Genomic DNA, 16502 nt, shown 5'->3' on the forward strand with positions numbered 1-16502 from the left:
TGGTGCGCCACCTGCGGCAGCCCCTCACCCCAACCCTCTCCCCGCTCGCGGGGAGAGGGAGCATGAGCGAGCGGCGGGTCATCGCCACAACGACGTATCACGCACGAGGCGGCCGGCGGCGGCGGATTCCGCCACGTCGCTCAGCGAGCCGAACACCACGTCGTAGCCGGTGTTGGGCCGCGTGTAGTGCGCGAACTTGCCGGAATTGGTGAGCAGCGTGGCGCCTTCGATGTCGGGCAGGATCGGCGCGACGACGACGCAGGTGTCGGCGACCAGCGTGATGTTGGCATCGGTGAGCGCGCCGAACAGACCTTCGCGCTGCAGCGCGGCGAGCGTGTGGCGACCCGTGCAGGCGTAGAACGGCAGGCGGCTGGGCCGGCCCCTGAGCAGCGCCAGCAGGCGGCGTATCTCGTCGAGCGAGAGATGCGGGCTGCCGATGGCAATGGCGTCCAGCCTCGCGCCTGATGTCGTCGAGAGCCGATCGTAGCTCTCGTGCAGCATCGCGCCGCTGAGCGTGATCATCTCGGCCGGCGGTACGCCGCCGAAGGCAGCCGCGATGTCGGGTGCTTCCGGCGTGACGCCGACGACGTGGAACAGGCCGATGGCGCCGCTGGACGCGGCGGCGGCGCCCAGCGCTTTCAGGCGATCTTCGGATGTGTCGCGCGGCAGGCCGGCGAAGGCGGCGATGCGGCCACCGGCCATGCGGCCGAGCCAGGCGCCGAGCACGGGGTAAAGCGCGTCCTCCGCCAGCAGGCGCGGATCGAGGCCGCCGCACTCGACCAGCAAGGTGGCGCGGCGGTTGGCGTCGCGATGCAGGCCGTAGTCCGGCGCGCGTGCGGCGATCGCGGCGCAGATGTCAAGCAGGTCGCCGTAGCGTTCGGTGCGCGCGCCCAGCACCGAATTGCAGAAGGCGACGGCGTTGCTTTCGCCCCAGGCGACATGCGCGCCGGCGCGCGGCCGGTGGCCGGCCTGGTAGGGCGCGCAGGTCCAGGTCGGCTGGCAGCCGAGCGCGACATAGGCCTCCATCATGCGCCGCGCCATGGCCGCCTTGTGCGCGTCGAGCTTCACGCGGCCGGCATGCAGCAGGTCGAGCGCGCCGACATTGAGCGTCGCGGGCACGCCAGTCCGGCCGCCGCCTTCGACCAGCTTCTCCGCGAACAGGGTGCCGGAATCACCGTGATAGAGGCAGCCGTCGATATGCGCGGATTCGATGGCTACCAGACCGCCGGCACCCATCATGCGCGCGGCCTCCGACACCACGCGCATCGCCAGCGCGGCGGCCGGCCCGTCGCGACCATCGAGCGCGGCGCGTTCGTCCATGGAAAGCTGCATGGCCGCACCATAGCATGTATGGTGCGCCGCTTTCAGGCAGGACAGGACAAGAGGAACGGGCATGCCCGGCGCGCTCGACGGCATTCTGGTGGTCTCGGTGGAGCAGGCGGTGGCCGCCCCCTATTGCGCGGCGCGGCTGGCCGATTCCGGCGCGCGGGTGATCAAGGTCGAACGGCCGGAGGGCGATTTCGCGCGCGGCTACGACACGCATATCAGGGGCGACAGCGCCTATTTCGTCTTCCTCAATCGCGGCAAGCAGTCGGTGACGCTCGACTTCAAGAAGCCGGAGGACCTGGCGCTGCTGCATCGCATGATCGGCAAGGCCGACGTGCTGATCCAGAACCTGGCGCCCGGCGCCGCCCGGCGCGCCGGCTTCGGCGCCGAGGACATGCGCAGGCTCAACCCGCGCCTGATTACCGTCGACATCTCGGGCTACGGCGATTTCGGTCCCTACAAGGACCGGCGCGCCTATGACCTGCTGGTGCAGGCCGAATCGGGCTTGGCCTCGATCACCGGCTCGCACCATGCGCCGGGCCGCGTCGGCATCTCCGCCACCGATATCGGCACCGGCATGTTCGCGCATGCCGCGGTGCTCGAGGCGCTGATCGCGCGTGGCCGCGACGGCAAGGGCCGCCACATCGAGCTCTCGCTGTTCTCGGCCATGGCCGAGTGGATGGCGATCCCGCTGATGTCGTGGGAGTACAACGGCTACGACTGGCCGCGGCTGGGGCTGACGCATCCCTTCATCGCGCCCTACGGCGTCTATCCCACCGGTGACGACGTGCCGGTGCTGATCTCGATCCAGAACGACAACGAGTGGCGAAGGCTGTGCAATGGCGTGCTCGGGCGGCCCGACATGCCCGACGATCCGCGCTTCGCCTCGGGCGTCGCGCGCAACGCGGTCCGCGACGAGACCAACGCCATCGTCTCGGAGGTCTTCAGGCGCCACACCTGGGACAGCATCACCGCGAAGCTGGAGAAGGCACAGATCGCCTATGCCCGCGTCAGCTCGGTGAAGGACCTCGGCGGCCATCCGCAGGTGCGTCGTACGACCATCGCCACCGACAAGGGCGATGTCTCCCTGCCGGCGCTGGCCGCGACCTTCGACTGGGAAGTCCGGCCCCTGGGCAAGGTGCCGGCGCTGGGCGAGCACAGCGACGCGATCCGCGCCGAGTTCAAGTGAGGTCTTCCTTGGGACCGCCGGCGTCCCGCCGGCCTCATGGTGCCAGCGGGACACCGGCGGTCCCAGCATGATTCCAGCTCGCCTTGCGTACTTCTTCGCCGCCTACTTCTTCGCCGGCGGCGCGGCGCTGAGCTACTGGGCGGTATGGCTGCGCGACCGCGGCGTGGGCGATGCCGAGATCGGCACGATCTACATGGCGCGCCAGTTCGTCACCGTGGCGGCGACCATCGCCGTCGGCTGGATCGCCCAGCGTCTCGCCGGCACCCGCGGGCTGATGCTGGCGCTGCTGGCCGGCGCGCTCGCCATGGCCGTCGCCTACGAATTTTCCTACGGCTTCTGGCCCAACCTGATCGTCACCATGATCTGGGGCGCGATGTGGCACCCGCTGCTGTCGCTGGGCGACGGCAACGCCGTGGCCGTGACACGCGAGCGCGGCATCGACTACGCGCGCGTGCGCGTCTGGGGTTCGGTCACCTTCATCGGCGGCGCGCTGGCCGCCGGCATCGCCGTCGATCGCTGGGGCCCGCCCTGGGTGCTCTACCTGCTGGGCATCGGCGTGGTGCTGACGATCCCGGCCGCGCTGTGGCTGCCGATGCCGGCCGCGCGCGGCGCGCCGGCCGATCGCGGCACGGCGCGCGCCGGCGAGCTGCTGCGCAACCCATCCTTCGTGCTGTTCCTGGTCGCCTGCGGCTTCTGCCAGGCGAGCCATGCCGTGCTCTACAGCTTCGGCACCCTGTCGTGGCGCGGCGCCGGCATCGACGACGTGGTGATCAGCCTGCTGTGGGGCGAGAGCGTGCTGGTCGAGATCGGCCTGTTCATGATCGGCGGCGCGCTCACGGCGCGCTTCGGGCCGGTGGGCATGCTGGCGCTGGGCGCCGGCGGCGCATTGATCCGCTGGGCGGCGATGCCCTGGCTCGGCACCGATGTCGCCGCGCTGGTCTTCCTCCAGGCGCTGCACGCGCTCACCTTCGGCGCCACGCATCTGGGCGCCATGGCCTTCCTGCGCCAGGCGATCCCCACGCATGCGATGGCGCTGGCGCAAAGCCTGTACTACGGGCTGGCGAGCGGCCTGGTGATCGCCGTGGTCTTCCAGGTCTCCGGCACGCTCTACGCCCGCTTCGCCGGCAACGCCTTCTTCGCCATGGCGGTGCTGGCGGGCATCAGCCTGCTCGCGACGATCGCCCTTTCGCGCCGCTGGAAGGGCGAGTCGTTGCTGTAGCCGGCTCCGCGAGCAGCCGGTCGATCAGCCGATGCAGCGACAGGCGCGCCGACTGCGCAGCGGTCGAGGGCCTGTCGGCGCGCGCCACGACCAACGCCAGCTCCATCATCGAGGCCAGCAGCACGTGCGACAGCGGCTCGACCATCGCGGCGTCGAGGCGGCCGGCCTTGCACAGGTTCTTCAGCCCGGCCTTGATCAGGCCGAAACCGAAACGCGCGTCGATCTCCCGCCATTTCTGCCAGCCCAGCACCGAAGGCGCGTCGATCAGCACGATCTGCCTTACCGCGGGATCGCGGCTGAGCTTGAGCCAGGCGTCGCCGCCGGCGCGCATGGCCGCGACGGGATCGCCGATGCCGAGCGACGCCGCGCGCAGCGTGCGGGCGATGTCCGCTTCGATCGCCTCGAGCACCGCCTCGAACAGGGCCGCCTTGTCCGCGAAGTGGTGATAGAGCGCGCCGCGGCTGATGGCGCTCTTCGCCAGCACGGTCTCGATCGAGGTGGCGTCGTATCCGGCGCCGGCGAACAGGCCGGTGGCGATCTCGACGATCCGCGCCCGCGTCGCGCGTCCCTTGGCGTACTTGCCGTCCACAGCATCCTTCCATCGGCGCTTGACAGACTGTCAGTCGGTTTTTACAGACTATCAGTCTGTTTTACCGACCCGCAGGGGAGGAGACAATGTCGAAGGCCGACCACGAGGCGCTGGCGGCGCTGAACGACGACTACATCCGCTCGGTGCAGCATTGCGACGTGAAGCGCTTCGACGAGATTCTGGCGCAGGATTTCCGCTGCTCGAATCCCGACGGCTCGCTGCTCGACCGCGCCGGCTTCCTCGTCCAGACCGCCAAGCCGGTGACGATCAGCGGCCTGCGCACCGAGGACGTCGAGATCCGTCTGATGGGCGACTTCGCCATCATCCACGCGCGCACACTCTACACCCTGGCCGATGGCCGGCCGGGCCGCGGGCGCTACACCGATGTGTGGGCGAAGCAGGGCGGCAGGTGGCTCTGCGTCTCCGCCCACGTCACCCGGAACTAAGGGCGAGGACGCCCTTCAGTCCGAGCTCTTTACCGTTCTCTTCTGATCGGCCGCCTCGAAGAATCCGATCTGGTCGGCGCGGGCCTTCCTGAATGCGGGGCGATCGGTCGCACGGCTTACATAGGCCTCGCTCGCCGGCCGGTGGCCGAAAGCGCGGACCTTCGGAACCCGCAGCACATCCGCCATCAGCAGGTCGGCGACAGTGAAGCGGTTTGCCACGAGCCACTCTCGCTCGTTCAGGACCTTCTCGAGCTGGTCGAGGCGCTTGCCCATCCATCCGGTGAGTTGATTGTCCTCGTCGCCGGAGATTGCCAGGAACCACCACGGCACGCTGACCATCTCGATCGAGTTCAGCGCGGCGATCACCCATTGCAGCGTTTGCGCCTGTCCAGCCGGATCCGGCGGCATCAGCCTGTCGCTCTTGCGCGCCAGATGCAGCAGCCCGGCGCCGCTTTCGAATATCTCCAGCCCTCCGTCGTCGAGGAACGGAATCTGGCCAAACGGCTGGCGCGCAAGATGGTTGGTCTCGCGATCGTCGAATGGGATCGTTCGGACGGCGTAGTCAAGACCGGCTTCCTCGCACGCCCATCTCAGCCTCAGGTCACGCACAAAGCCACGCGGGCCTTTAGGCACCCAGTCGTAGGTCCAGATGGTCAGTTCGCTCATCGCGGCGAGCCTGTGCTGGTCTGGATCAGCGCGAGCGGCCGCGGCCGGCGATCGTCCAGATGTCGACCAGCGTCTCGCCTTTGACGATGTGATAGGCGTCGTAGAGGTTCACGGTCGGATCGCAGTGCGGCGGCACCAGCACGACGCGCGCGCCCAACGCTGGCGCCTCCTGGCCCTCCGGCGCGATCACGGCGCAATGCTCGTCGCCCATGAAGCGCGTCGTGCTGCCGTCCACCGCACCGGACAGGATCTTCGGCGGTCCCGCCTCGGTGGCCATCGACTTCAGGCCCGAATCCATCGTCGCCATGCCCTGGGTGTTGCGGCTGACCACCCGCGCGTCGATCTGCAGCGACTGCTCGAAGGTCGGCCGGTTCTCGCCGCGCAGGTCGCAGATGTTGTACTGGTGGTCCATGAAGACGTAGCTGCCGACCTGCAGCTCGGTGAAGACGCCCAGCTCGGCGTCGATCTGGTGCGTGCCGGTGCCCGAGCCGGTGATGATGCCAGGCTTCAGATTGGCCTTGGCCAGCAGGTCGAGGATGCCCTTGAGATATTCCGTGCGCTCGATGATCTGCTTGCGGCGTTCGGCGTAGTCCTCGATGTGCTGATGCCGGCCGCAATAGAACTGCACGCCGGCGTAGCGCAGCGAGGGCAGGCCGGCGATCTTCTTCGCCAGAGCCACGACGGCCTCGGGTGAGGCGACGCCGGTGCGGTGGATGCCCGGATCGATGTCGATGATCACCGTCAGCACCTGCTTCGCCGCCTTGGCCGCGTTGGCCAGCGCGTCGACATTGTCGGGATGATCGACGCAGACCATCAACCCTCTGGCCCGCGCGTTGAGCGTCACCAGCCGCTCGATCGCCGGCTGGGTGACGACCGGCGACGTGATCAGCAGCCCGTCGATGCCGCCATCGGTCAGCGCCTCGGCCTCGCCCAGCTTGGCGCAGCAATTGCCCAGCGCGCCGGCTTCGATCTGGCAGCGCGAGATCTCCGGGCATTTGTGCGTCTTGGAGTGCGGGCGCAGCGAGACGTTGTGCGCCTTGGCGAACGCCGCCATGGAAGCGATGTTGCGCTCCAGCATTTCCAGATCGAGCGACAGCGCCGGCGTGTTGAGCAGGCCGCGCGAGCCCTGCTGGCCGATCAGGTGGGCGTGCAAGCGGTGCGAATCGGTGGGATGCATTGAACTCTCTTCGGGCCGCGCCGCTCCAGCGGCGCTCTTCAGGTTACCCTAGTACGGAATCATAGGTGAGTGACACGCCCCCATTGTCACCCGAGCGTAGCGAGGGATCTTTCCTGCGGCCTCAAGGACCCCTCGCTGCGCTCGGGGTGACAGCCGTGAGTCACCCTTCAGCAATAGTCGGTATTAGCATGAGCGCCGCTGGAGCGGCGCGGCCCGAAGATGTCTGCCACGCGAAAGTTGGTGGCCGGTCCCGGTTGCCGGGGCGGCGCCGGGGTGCCTATCGTGGACGGCAGAACGAGTGTTCGATTGTTCGATTGCGGAGGACGCCATGAAGTTCGGCCTCTTCTATGAAATCTCCATTCCCCGGCCGTGGACGCCCGAACGCGAGCGCGAGGTCTACAACAACTGCCTGGAGCAGGTGAAGCTGGCCGACCAGCTGGGCTTTTCCAACGTCTGGGCGGTCGAGCACCACTTCCTCGAGGAGTACTCGCACTGCTCGGCGCCGGAGCTGTTCCTCACCGCCTGCGCCATGGTCACGAAGAACATCCGCGTCGGCCACGGAATCGTGGTGTGCGTGCCGGAGTTCAACCACCCGATCAAGATCGCCGAGAAGACGGCGACGCTCGACCTGCTGTCGGGCGGCCGGCTCGAGGTCGGCACCGGCCGCTCGGCGACGTGGACGGAGCTGGGCGGCTTCCGCGCCAACCCCGACACGACGAAGAAGAGCTGGGACGAGTTCGTGCGCTGCCTGCCGAAGATGTGGACGCAGGAGACCTTCGCCTACCAGGGCGAGTTCTGGTCGATGCCTGAGCGCACCATCCTGCCCAAGCCCTACCAGAAGCCGCACCCGCCGATGTGGGTCGCGGTGACCAGCCCGGGCACCGAGATCGACGCCGCCGATCGCGGCCTGGGCAGTCTCGGCCTCTCCTTCGCCGGCTTCGAGGAGCAGGAGAAGAAGATCAAGGAGTACCGCCGGCGCATCCAGCTCTGCGAGCCGGTCGGCGCCTTCGTCAACGAGCAGGTGGCGACCACCAACTTCCTGTTCTGCCACGAGGACGAGAAGATCGGTGTCGAGACCGGCAAGCGGCTGGGCAACACCTTCAACTATCTCGCCACGCAGCTGATCTCGACGCGCGAGGTGTTCTCCTCGCCGTCCTACCAGTCGCTCGGCCTGCTGCCGGCGCTGCGCCGCGCCGCCACCGGTCCCGATGCCTCGGAGCAGCAGACCGAGGGCATGGCCTACGGCGATCCCGCGCGCATCATCCGTGCGGTCAAGCACTGGGAGTCGCTGGGCGTCGACTGCATCAACTTTATCCTCAACGCCAACGAGACGATCCCGCAGGAGCAGGTGATGGCGAGCCTTCGCCTGTTCGCCAGGGAAGTCATGCCAGTCTTCGCCCAGAAGCCGGCCAATGTCGCCGCGGCGGAGTAGGCCATGCCCCTCTACGGAACGCTCGACATCACGCAGGACCCCAGGCGCCTGCCCACGGTCGCCAACCTCGATACCGAGGCGTGGAGCCTGCCCAAGGCCGAGATGATGCAATTGCTGATCGAGGTGCCGCGCAGCTCGACCGACGGTCTGCTGCCCAAGGCGATGCATCCGGCGCTGCCGTCCTACGTCATCGCCGCCTTCACACGCTATCCCGAGAGCCCGGTCGGCGCCTTCAACCTCGCGGTACTGCGCCTGGGCAGCCGCGCCGGCGCGCATCCGCGCGGCTTCCTGCTGGGTGCGCTGGCCAGCACTGAGGCGGCGGCGAAGGAGCTGCGCAGCCGCTGGGGCTTTCCGGGCGAGCACGGCGAGGTGAAGTTCACGCGCCGGCACGATCGCGTCATGGGCACGGCGAAGAAGGACGGCAAGACGGTGCTCGAGTGCGCGCTGGTCGACCCGCAGCCCGTCGCCGGCTCCGACGTGCAGTACATCAACTGGGTGACCGCGGCCAACGCACCGCTCGACGGCCAGACCGCGCCGCTGCTGATCCAGGTCGATCCGAAGTACACCTTCTACAAGGCCGAGCGCGGCAAGCCGCAGGTCTCGGCCTTCGACGCCGCGGCGTGGAACGCCGGCGGTATCACGCTCGCCGATCCGATCGTCGGCACCTGCTGCACCGTCGACACCGACCTGCCGCGCATCCGCTTCGTGATGGATCCGCTCAAGCCGGTGTTCCAGGGAACCCGGCGCATTCGCGAGTCGCGGGTGGAGGAGTAGCCGGCAGCCGAGTGACCGGCATCTTCGGGGGGACGTCGTGACGCTGAACAACGCCAAGGACATTCATCTGGTCCTTCACGCGGTCCACAAGCAGCGGCGCCTGCATGGTGGTGCCGGTGAGTTCCTCTGGTCCACCGAGGCACGCAGCGAGGGCGAGTTCGCCGCGTGCCGCCTCCCAGGTTTGGGAGACGACGCGCGGCTGCATCCGTCTTAAGAACCTCGATCTGGAACGCCTGGCGAAGGTGCTCGACTACACGACGCACATGGGCGGCGCTGCACTGCTTAACCGTGGACTGGACGCTCGGTCCTGGCGCCCAGGCAGTTTGAACCACATCTCCACCCTGCCCTGGGTGACGCCACGGCAGGTCAACGCCGCGCCTGGAAAGAAGGCGCCGAGCCGCTGATCGACGCCAGAGCAACGAGCGACAAGTCAAACGCACCTGTCATCCCGAGCGCAGCGAGGGATCCAGGGAAGCTGCCTGGATCCCTCGCTGCGCTCGGGATGACAGGTGACTTCAAGACTGGGCTCGCTGCTCTAGTCGATGACGATCACGTCCGGATCCGGTGGATCGGCATAGAGCTTGTCGACCAGCGCCTTGCGCCGCGCCAGCGTGGCGCGCTGGTTGATGTAGCCCTTGTCGGTCAGTTCGTGGCCGTCGACCGAGGGCGGCTCGATCATCAGGAGTGCGCGCTTGACCTGCATCGAGGAGCCGCGCGCGTCCCGGTTCATCGCGGCGATGCCGTCCTTCAGGCGGGCGATGACCGCGGGATGGCGCAGCAGGCCGGCGAGCGGCAGCTTGCCCTCGCTGTCGCCGGCGAGCAGGCGGCAGGCGGCGATGTTGGGGAAGCCGAGGATGGCGACATAGCCCTTGTCCTGCCCGGCGATCACCGCGTCCTGCAGCACCGGCGTGGCGGCGGCGATCACCGTGGTGCGCAGCGTGCCGACCAGCACGAAGGTGCCGGACATCAGCTTGAAATCCTCGACCACGCGGCCGTCGAAGACCAGGCCCTGCGCTGGATCGTCGGGATCGACGAAGCGGCCGGCATCGCCGATGCGGTAGAAGCCCTCCTCGTCGAGCATCGTGGCGGTGAGCTCGGGCTGCCGGTGATAGCCCGGCGTGACGATGATGCCGCGCAGGCGCAGCTCGTAGCGACCGTCCTCGCCGGCCGGGATCATCTTCAGCTCGACGCCGGGGAAGGGCAGGCCGATCAGCCCGACGCGTTCGCTTGCCCAGTGCACGCTGGTCGCCGTCGGCGCCGTCTCGGTGCAGCCCCAGCCGGTGACGAAGGGGATGCGATAGCCGGTATGGCGCACCGCCAGCGCCTGCATGCGGTCGTATAGATCGTCGGGCAGGGTGGCGCCGCCATAGGCCAGCACCTTGAGGTCGCGGAAGAAGGTGCGCGCCAGTTCGTCGTCGCGTTCCAGCGCGGTGGCCAGCATGGCGAAGCCCGCCGGCACGTTGGCGAAATACGTCGTGGGCACCTCGCGCAGGTTGCGCAGCGTCTCCTCGAACAGGCCCGGCACCGGCCGGCCGTCGTCGATATAGGTCGTGCCGCCATCGGCGAGGTTGGCCTGGAAGGTCGCGTTGCCGCCCATGGTGTGGTTCCACGGCAGCCAGTCGAGCATCACGCCCGGCGGCTCGTCCGGCTGGCGCACGCGCGACATCTGCCCCATGGCGATGTTGGCGCACATCATCTCCTGGGTGTTGACCACGGCCTTGGGCATGCCGGTCGAGCCCGAGGTGAACAGGAACTTGCCCACCGTCTTGCCGTCGATCGCTTCGAGCGAGCGGGCCACCGCGTCGGTCGGCGTCGTCGCCTCGAGCGCCGCGAAGGGCGTTGATTGCAGGCCCGGCGGCGCCTCGGCGACATGCACCAGGGTCACGCCTTCGAGCAGGCCGGCGGCGTCGAGCGAGGCGAGTGCACGGGCGAACATCGCACCGTTCTGCACGAAGATCATCGCCGGGCGGATCAGCCTCACGATGTAGGCCAGCTTGGCGTGATCCTGGCTCATGAGCGAATAGGCCGGCGAGGCCGGCGCCAGCGGCGCGCGCGCCTGCATCGCCGCCATGGTCAGGAGCGCGAACTCGATCGAGTTGCCGCTGATCGGCATGATCGGGCCGTCGGGCCCCAAGCCGCGGTCGAGCAGGGCCTGGGTCAGCGCATCGACGCGGCGCCTGGCCTCGGCGTAGGTGACCTTGAGCCAGGCGCGATCCGGCCCGCGACGCTGCGCCAGCCAGACGCGGTCCGGCGCCTCGTGTGCCCATTTCGCCAGGAACTCCGGCACGTGGCGCCGGTAGGGGATCAGCCGGTGGCGCGAGCGCAGCACCATGCTGCCGTCGGCGCGACGGTCGAGCTCGACGTCGCGGCTCAGGAACTCGATCGGCCGGAACGGCGCCTTCACCTGGGTATCCAAGGACGTTTCTCCACCACGCGTGTTCGTTGTTGCAGGCGGTGTAGCGGCGGCGGGCGGCGGCGGCAATGATTGACTAAAGCAACTAACTGGTTGACGATCGTCGGATGAGCGACACCGAACTGGACCGCCGCGTGCGCGCCATGCGCCGCTTCAGCCGCTTCTACACCGCGCGCATCGGCGCCCTGCGCGAGGGGCTGAACGACGGGCCCTTCGGCCTGACCGAGGGGCGCGTGATGTACGAGCTGGTGCATCGCGACGGGCTGGCGGCCAGCGACCTGGTGCGCGAGCTCGGGCTCGATGCCGGCTATCTCAGCCGCATCCTGTCGAAGCTGGTCCGCCAGGGCGTGGTCGAGCGTCTGCGCTCGGTCGAGGATGGGCGGCGCCAGGTGCTGGCCGTGACGCGCGCCGGCCGCCGGGTCTTCGCGCCCGTCGAGCGCGCCTCGCAGAACGAGCTGCGGGCGATGCTGGGCCAGGTGGCCGAGCCGGACCAGCGCCGGCTGCTCGAGGCGATGGACACGATCGAGCGCGTGCTGGGAGGCAACCGCGAGCCCGCCGCCTACGTCCTGCGCCCGCATCGCATCGGCGACATGGGCTGGGTGGTGAGCCGCCATGGCACGCTCTACGCCGAGGAGTTCGGCTGGAACCACGAGTTCGAGGGCCTTGTGGCGGAGATCGCCTCGAAGTTCATCCGCGAGTTCGATCCGGCGCACGAGCGCTCGGTGATCGCCGAGAAGGACGGCAGGCCGGTGGGCTGCGCCTTCGTCGTGCGCGACAGCGCCCGAGTGGCGCGGCTGCGCCTGGTGCTGGTCGAGCCGCAGACGCGCGGCAGCGGGCTGGGCCGCATGCTGGTCCGCGAATGCGAGCGGTTCGCGCGCGAGAAGGGCTATCGCAAGATGACCCTGTGGACGCACGACGTGCTGGTCGCGGCGCGCGCGATCTACGCCTCCGAGGGCTATCGCCTGGTCGAGGAGGAGCGCTACCACAAGTTCGGCAAGGACCTGATCGGCGAGACCTGGGAAAAGGCGCTGGTGTGAGCCCGGCGCTGCCGATCCTCGCCGCGGCGACCAACGGCGTGCTGATCGGCGCGGCGATGGTCGCCAGCCGCTTGGCGCTCGAGCAGATGCCGCCGGCGACCCTGGCGCTGCTGCGCTACAGCGGCGGCGCGCTCTGCCTGCTGCCGCCGCTGCTGCTGATCCGCCGGGTGCGCTTCGAGCGGCGTGACCTGGTGCCGGTGGCGCTGCTCGGCATCGTGCAGTTCGGCGTCCTGGTGGCGCTGCTGAACTGGGGCCTGCAGCGCATGCCCGCGGCGCGCGCGGCCCTGATTTTTGCCACGTTCCCGCTGCTCACCATGCTGCTGGCCGCCGTCATGCGGCTGGAGCGGCTGAGCCTGGCGAAGGCGGCGGGCGTGCTGCTGACCTTCGCCGGCGTGGCGCTGGCGCTGGGCGAGAAGGCGCTGGGCGCCGAGGCCGGCTGGTGGGGCGAGGCCGCGGTCTTCGCGGCGGCGCTCAGCGGTGCGGTTTGCAGGTGCTGTTCGTCGGCCTGGCCAGCGCCGCGGCCTATTTCCTCTGGCTCTGGGCGCTGGCCCATACCAGCCCGACCAAGGTGACGGTCTTCGTCTCGATCAGCCCGCCGACCGCGGCGCTGCTCGGCTGGGCGCTGCTGGGCGAGGCCTTGTCACCGCTGTTCCTCACCGCGGTGGCCTGCCTCGCCGGCGGGCTGTGGCTGGCACATCGAACTACTTCCTGAAGCCGATGTGCTGCATGTACTCCTTCAGCGCCAGGTTCCACCAGTCCATGTAGGCGCGGAAGCTGACGTCGATGTCGGCGCCCTTGGGGTTGACGTTCATCTTGAGGCGATAGCGGCCCTCGCCGTCGGTCGAGGCCTGCGCCAGCCGCTTGGTCTCGTTCCAGCGATTGATCTGCTCCAGCGTCGGCTGCGGGTTGAGGTCGTGGAAGCTGGCCCAGAACTGGTAGCTGCGGCAGCGCACCGGCTGCGCCTGCTTCTGGCAATTGTAGAAGAAGATCACGAAATTGATGTTCTGCGTGCGGGCCTCGATCTCCGGCTCGCCGTCCTTGTCTATGCTCAGCTTCGCCGTGTTGCCCAGCACCTGCAGGACGCGCACCAGATCCGCCGGGTCGACCTCGCCGCTGGTCGGCGCCGTGATCTGCGCGGCGGCCAGGGTCGGCACCAGGGCCACGAGCGCTGCGGCGAATATCGATCGAAGAAACATGACGGTCTCCGGCGTGGAATTTCCGCTCGCATCGTAGTCGATCCGATGCGGTTCCGCGAAGCGGAGGCTGGTGGTGGCGTGCGGGAAAATGGCCGTTCATTTCACCGTCGATTTGCGCCAGAGTCCGGCCATCCCAACGATGACAGCCCGGCCGGTCGGCCGCCGGGCAGATGGCGCGATCGGCGCGCCGCGGGAAGCGCCGCACGAGGAGAGGCAACGATGGATTTCGAATACTCCGACCGCACCAAGGACCTGCTGGAGCGGATGCACAAGTTCATGGACGAGGTGATCTACCCGGCCGAGGAGGTCTACGAGCAGCAGATGGAAAGCGCGAAGGACCGCTGGTCGCTGCCGCCCGTCATGGAGGAGTGCAAGGCCGAGGCGAAGAAGCGCGGCCTGTGGAACATGTTCCTGCCCAAGGACCGCGACAGCGGCGACACGCACGGCACGATGGGCCTGTCGAACCTGGAATACGCGCCGATCTGCGAGGTGCTCGGCCGCTCCAGCATCGCCTCGGAGGCGACCAACTGCTCGGCGCCCGACACCGGCAACATGGAAGTCTTCGCGCGCTACGCCTCGCCCGAGCTGAAGAAGAAGTGGCTCACGCCGCTGCTCAACGGCGAGATCCGTTCCTGCTTCGCCATGACGGAGCCCGCGGTCGCCTCGTCGGACGCCAAGAACATCGAGAGCCGCATCGAGAGCGATGGAGATCACTACGTGATCAACGGCCGCAAGTGGTGGTCCTCGGGCATGGGCGACCCGCGCTGCAAGGTCATCGTCTTCATGGGCAAGAGCGATCCCAACGCGCCGGCCTACCGCCAGCAGTCGATGATCATCGTCCCGCGCGACACGCCCGGCATCAAGATCGTCAAGATGCTGCACGTCTTCGGCTATGACGACGCGCCGCACGGCCACGCCGAGGTGATCTACGACAACGTGCGCGTGCCCAAGGAGAACATGCTGCTGGGCGAGGGTCGCGGCTTCGAGATCGCGCAGGGCCGCCTCGGGCCGGGCCGCATCCATCACTGCATGCGCGCCATCGGTGTGGCGGAACGCGCGCTGGAGATGGCGATCAAGCGCGCCAAGAGCCGTGTCGCCTTCGGCCAGCGGGTGTCGGAGATGGGCGTGACCAAGGCGCATGTCGCCGACATGCGCATGGAGATCGACATGGCCCGCCTGCTGGTGCTCAAGGCGGCCTGGGCGATGGACAAGTTCGGCAACAAGGAAGCGCGCCAGCAGATCGCCATGATCAAGGTCGCGGTGCCCAACATCACCTCGAAGGTCGTCGACCGCTGCCTGCAGCTGCATGGCGCCGGCGGCGTCTCGCAGGTCTTCAAGCTGGCCAGCATGTACGCGCACCAGCGCACTCTGCGCCTGGCCGACGGTCCGGACGAGGTCCATCGCGACCAGGTCGGCCGCATGGAGATCGCCAAGCACAATTGAGGCTGTCCGCAGCATCAGCGAAAGGCCGCCGAAAGGCGGCCTTTCTGCTGGTGGTCGATCGTTCCATCCCGGCGACGGGGAGGGCGATCGCATATGGTGTTCTCCTCCCTCTCCCCGCTTGCGGGGAGAGGGTCGGGGTGGGGTCGTTTCAGGTTGGGCACTGCGGTGGTGCGACACTTGATGCAGCCCCTCACCCCAACCCTCTCCCCGCAAGCGGGGAGAGGGAGTAACTGCGGCGACGGGAGTCTATGGCTTGCGGCGTGCCGGCGGCTGGGGCTCCACCGGGCGGGTCGCCCGGTCGGGCTCGAAGCGAATGGGTGTCACGATGCGATCACGCAGCGGCCCGGACAGGTTGAGCTGCAGCATCCAGTCGCCGTGCATCTCGAGCACGAGGGTGAGCTGGTAGCGGCCTGGTTCCTCCGTTGGCGCCGCTTTCACGGGCCGCACGTTGTGCATCATCGGCATCGACGGCATGTCGGCGCCGACGGTGAGCGTAATGCCGCTCAACGGCGCGTTGGTCCGCGCGTTCGTCAGCGTGACGGTGCAATCGTAGTGCAGCGCCGTGAGCGTCGGGCGGCAGGCGATCTCGGCCTTGGCTCGCACCTGGGCGATGGCGATCGTGGGCGAGCAGGCCGCCACTGCCGCGGCGAGGGCGAACGCCAGGTTGGTGGCCGTCATGCCAGCTACCTCCTCCCGTCCACGCCGGCGGGCCGGGAGCGGACAAGCCAGCGTGCGATGCGGTGGACGAGCCTCTCGTCGAGCAGGCCGCGCGGACGCACGATCAGCAACAGCGCGACGATGCCACCGAAGATGATCATGCGGTAGCCGGCCAGCGGCCTGATCGACTCGAGCAGGCCGATATCGATCAGGACGCCGAGCAGCGGACCGAGCGCCGTGCCGAGCCCGCCGATCAGGCCGTAGGCAAGGCTGTGGACTCCCAGCATCACGTCGAAGACGCGCGGCTCCACGTAGGTCGTCAGATGGGCGTAGAGGCCGCCGCCGACGCCGGCCAGCGCGCCGGCGATCCCGGCGGCGAGGATCTTGTGCCCGGCGACCGGGATTCCCTGCAGTCCGGCGAGGGTCTCGTCCTCGCCGATCATGCGAAAGGCCACGCCCGTCCGCGACCGCTCGAGCAGGAAGAACCCCAGCAAGGCCGCTGCCAACAGAGCGTAGATCAGCAGCAGGAACTGAACGGCGTCGATGTTGTGGTCGAAGATGTAGCGGATGGCGCGGAATCCCTCTGCGCCGTTGGGCCCCACCAGCTCGCCGTCGATCTCGACCTGATAGCGGAACAGCTCGAACAGGATCCGGACCATCTCGGCGAACGCGAGCGTGGCGATCGAGAAATACAGCCCGTGCAGTCGCAGGGTCGGGATGCCGACCAGCACCGCGGCACCGCCGCCGCTCACGGCGCCCCAGGCGAGGGCCAGTGCCAGCGGCCAGCCCCACAGGGCAGTGGCAATTCCCGCGGCGTAGGCGCCAATCGCGAAGAAGGCCTGCTGGCCGAACGAGATCTCGCCCGTCAGCAGCAGCAGATAGGCCGACAGGGCGACGAACGAGACGACGCCGATGTTTGACAGCACGCCGATCATGTA

General features: G+C 68.5%; 16 protein-coding genes and 1 pseudogene. 9 read left to right on the plus strand and 8 right to left on the minus strand.

Annotated elements, in window-relative coordinates:
• Positions 1-78 precede the first annotated feature (78 nt).
• Complete coding sequence (locus tag KF889_29235; protein ID MBX3503545.1) at positions 79-1332, minus strand: aconitase X catalytic domain-containing protein; 1254 nt, start codon at positions 1330-1332, stop codon at positions 79-81.
• Positions 1333-1393: 61 nt separating this feature from the next.
• On the opposite strand from KF889_29235, the gene KF889_29240 reads away from it, so the two are divergent.
• Together KF889_29240 and KF889_29245 are read left to right on the plus strand one after the other, a co-directional pair.
• On the plus strand, positions 1394-2515 hold the full coding sequence (locus tag KF889_29240) for a CoA transferase (GenBank protein MBX3503546.1): 1122 nt from the start codon (positions 1394-1396) through the stop codon (positions 2513-2515).
• A 67-nt stretch (positions 2516-2582) separates the two neighbouring features.
• The gene (locus KF889_29245) at positions 2583-3734 is read left to right on the plus strand and encodes an MFS transporter (GenBank protein MBX3503547.1); all 1152 of its coding nucleotides are present in this window, start codon (positions 2583-2585) and stop codon (positions 3732-3734) included.
• Here KF889_29245 and KF889_29250 read toward each other — a convergent pair.
• Positions 3676-4323: a TetR/AcrR family transcriptional regulator gene (locus KF889_29250; protein MBX3503548.1), complete on the minus strand. Its 648-nt coding sequence runs from the start codon at positions 4321-4323 to the stop codon at positions 3676-3678. The genes KF889_29245 and KF889_29250 overlap by 59 nt on opposite strands.
• Positions 4324-4409: 86 nt before the next feature.
• Between KF889_29250 and KF889_29255 the strand changes: the two genes are divergently transcribed.
• Positions 4410-4769, plus strand: a complete 360-nt coding sequence (locus KF889_29255; GenBank protein ID MBX3503549.1) for a nuclear transport factor 2 family protein — start codon at positions 4410-4412, stop codon at positions 4767-4769.
• Between the two features lie 15 nt (positions 4770-4784).
• Here the strand turns inward: KF889_29255 and KF889_29260 are convergent, their stop codons facing one another.
• Both KF889_29260 and KF889_29265 read right to left on the minus strand, forming a co-directional pair.
• Positions 4785-5435: a glutathione S-transferase family protein gene (locus KF889_29260; GenBank protein MBX3503550.1), complete on the minus strand. Its 651-nt coding sequence runs from the start codon at positions 5433-5435 to the stop codon at positions 4785-4787.
• A gap of 25 nt (positions 5436-5460) precedes the next feature.
• Positions 5461-6612 (minus strand): DSD1 family PLP-dependent enzyme, encoded by a 1152-nt coding sequence (locus KF889_29265; GenBank protein MBX3503551.1) that lies wholly within the window; start codon positions 6610-6612, stop codon positions 5461-5463.
• A 328-nt stretch (positions 6613-6940) separates the two neighbouring features.
• On the opposite strand from KF889_29265, the gene KF889_29270 reads away from it, so the two are divergent.
• Genes KF889_29270 through KF889_29280 form a run of 3 tightly spaced genes read left to right on the plus strand, consistent with a single transcriptional unit; the run spans position 6941 to position 9032 of the window.
• On the plus strand, positions 6941-8044 hold the full coding sequence (locus tag KF889_29270; protein MBX3503552.1) for an LLM class flavin-dependent oxidoreductase: 1104 nt from the start codon (positions 6941-6943) through the stop codon (positions 8042-8044).
• A 3-nt stretch (positions 8045-8047) separates the two neighbouring features.
• Positions 8048-8818, plus strand: coding sequence for an acetoacetate decarboxylase family protein (locus tag KF889_29275; GenBank protein ID MBX3503553.1), 771 nt, complete (start codon positions 8048-8050; stop codon positions 8816-8818).
• Between the two features lie 37 nt (positions 8819-8855).
• Positions 8856-9032: a hypothetical protein gene (locus tag KF889_29280; GenBank protein ID MBX3503554.1), complete on the plus strand. Its 177-nt coding sequence runs from the start codon at positions 8856-8858 to the stop codon at positions 9030-9032.
• A 321-nt stretch (positions 9033-9353) separates the two neighbouring features.
• Here the strand turns inward: KF889_29280 and KF889_29285 are convergent, their stop codons facing one another.
• Positions 9354-11234, minus strand: coding sequence for an AMP-binding protein (locus KF889_29285; GenBank protein MBX3503555.1), 1881 nt, complete (start codon positions 11232-11234; stop codon positions 9354-9356).
• 104 nt (positions 11235-11338) lie between these two features.
• Between KF889_29285 and KF889_29290 the strand changes: the two genes are divergently transcribed.
• Together KF889_29290 and KF889_29295 are read left to right on the plus strand one after the other, a co-directional pair.
• A complete protein-coding gene (locus KF889_29290) occupies positions 11339-12268 on the plus strand; it encodes a GNAT family N-acetyltransferase (protein ID MBX3503556.1) in 930 nt (309 codons plus the stop codon).
• Positions 12269-12324: 56 nt separating this feature from the next.
• Positions 12325-12980: pseudogene (locus tag KF889_29295) on the plus strand (DMT family transporter).
• Here the strand turns inward: KF889_29295 and KF889_29300 are convergent.
• Positions 12970-13464: a YbjN domain-containing protein gene (locus KF889_29300; GenBank protein MBX3503557.1), complete on the minus strand. Its 495-nt coding sequence runs from the start codon at positions 13462-13464 to the stop codon at positions 12970-12972. The pseudogene KF889_29295 and the gene KF889_29300 overlap by 11 nt on opposite strands.
• A 219-nt stretch (positions 13465-13683) precedes the next feature.
• On the opposite strand from KF889_29300, the gene KF889_29305 reads away from it, so the two are divergent.
• A complete protein-coding gene (locus KF889_29305; GenBank protein ID MBX3503558.1) occupies positions 13684-14907 on the plus strand; it encodes an acyl-CoA dehydrogenase family protein in 1224 nt (407 codons plus the stop codon).
• A 246-nt stretch (positions 14908-15153) separates the two neighbouring features.
• Here the strand turns inward: KF889_29305 and KF889_29310 are convergent, their stop codons facing one another.
• Entirely contained in the window at positions 15154-15585 is a 432-nt protein-coding gene (locus KF889_29310) for a FixH family protein (GenBank protein ID MBX3503559.1), read from the minus strand.
• Positions 15586-15590: 5 nt separating this feature from the next.
• Positions 15591-16499, minus strand: a complete 909-nt coding sequence (locus tag KF889_29315; protein MBX3503560.1) for a branched-chain amino acid ABC transporter permease — start codon at positions 16497-16499, stop codon at positions 15591-15593.
• Between the last annotated feature and the right edge of the window lie 3 nt (positions 16500-16502).

The organism is Alphaproteobacteria bacterium, assembly GCA_019635875.1.
In the GTDB taxonomy this organism is placed as follows: Bacteria; Pseudomonadota; Alphaproteobacteria; order Reyranellales; family Reyranellaceae; genus JAFAZJ01.

Coding starts and splice junctions, on each gene's coding strand:
- KF889_29270 (MBX3503552.1), top strand. CDS start 6,941: ATGAAGTTCGGCCTCTTCTATGAAATCTCCATTCCCCGGCCGTGGACG.
- KF889_29260 (MBX3503550.1), bottom strand. CDS start 5,435: ATGAGCGAACTGACCATCTGGACCTACGACTGGGTGCCTAAAGGCCCG.
- KF889_29315 (MBX3503560.1), bottom strand. CDS start 16,499: ATGATCGGCGTGCTGTCAAACATCGGCGTCGTCTCGTTCGTCGCCCTG.
- KF889_29255 (MBX3503549.1), top strand. CDS start 4,410: ATGTCGAAGGCCGACCACGAGGCGCTGGCGGCGCTGAACGACGACTAC.
- KF889_29290 (MBX3503556.1), top strand. CDS start 11,339: ATGAGCGACACCGAACTGGACCGCCGCGTGCGCGCCATGCGCCGCTTC.
- KF889_29235 (MBX3503545.1), bottom strand. CDS start 1,332: ATGCAGCTTTCCATGGACGAACGCGCCGCGCTCGATGGTCGCGACGGG.
- KF889_29265 (MBX3503551.1), bottom strand. CDS start 6,612: ATGCATCCCACCGATTCGCACCGCTTGCACGCCCACCTGATCGGCCAG.
- KF889_29240 (MBX3503546.1), top strand. CDS start 1,394: ATGCCCGGCGCGCTCGACGGCATTCTGGTGGTCTCGGTGGAGCAGGCG.
- KF889_29245 (MBX3503547.1), top strand. CDS start 2,583: ATGATTCCAGCTCGCCTTGCGTACTTCTTCGCCGCCTACTTCTTCGCC.
- KF889_29305 (MBX3503558.1), top strand. CDS start 13,684: ATGGATTTCGAATACTCCGACCGCACCAAGGACCTGCTGGAGCGGATG.
- KF889_29275 (MBX3503553.1), top strand. CDS start 8,048: ATGCCCCTCTACGGAACGCTCGACATCACGCAGGACCCCAGGCGCCTG.
- KF889_29310 (MBX3503559.1), bottom strand. CDS start 15,585: ATGACGGCCACCAACCTGGCGTTCGCCCTCGCCGCGGCAGTGGCGGCC.
- KF889_29300 (MBX3503557.1), bottom strand. CDS start 13,464: ATGTTTCTTCGATCGATATTCGCCGCAGCGCTCGTGGCCCTGGTGCCG.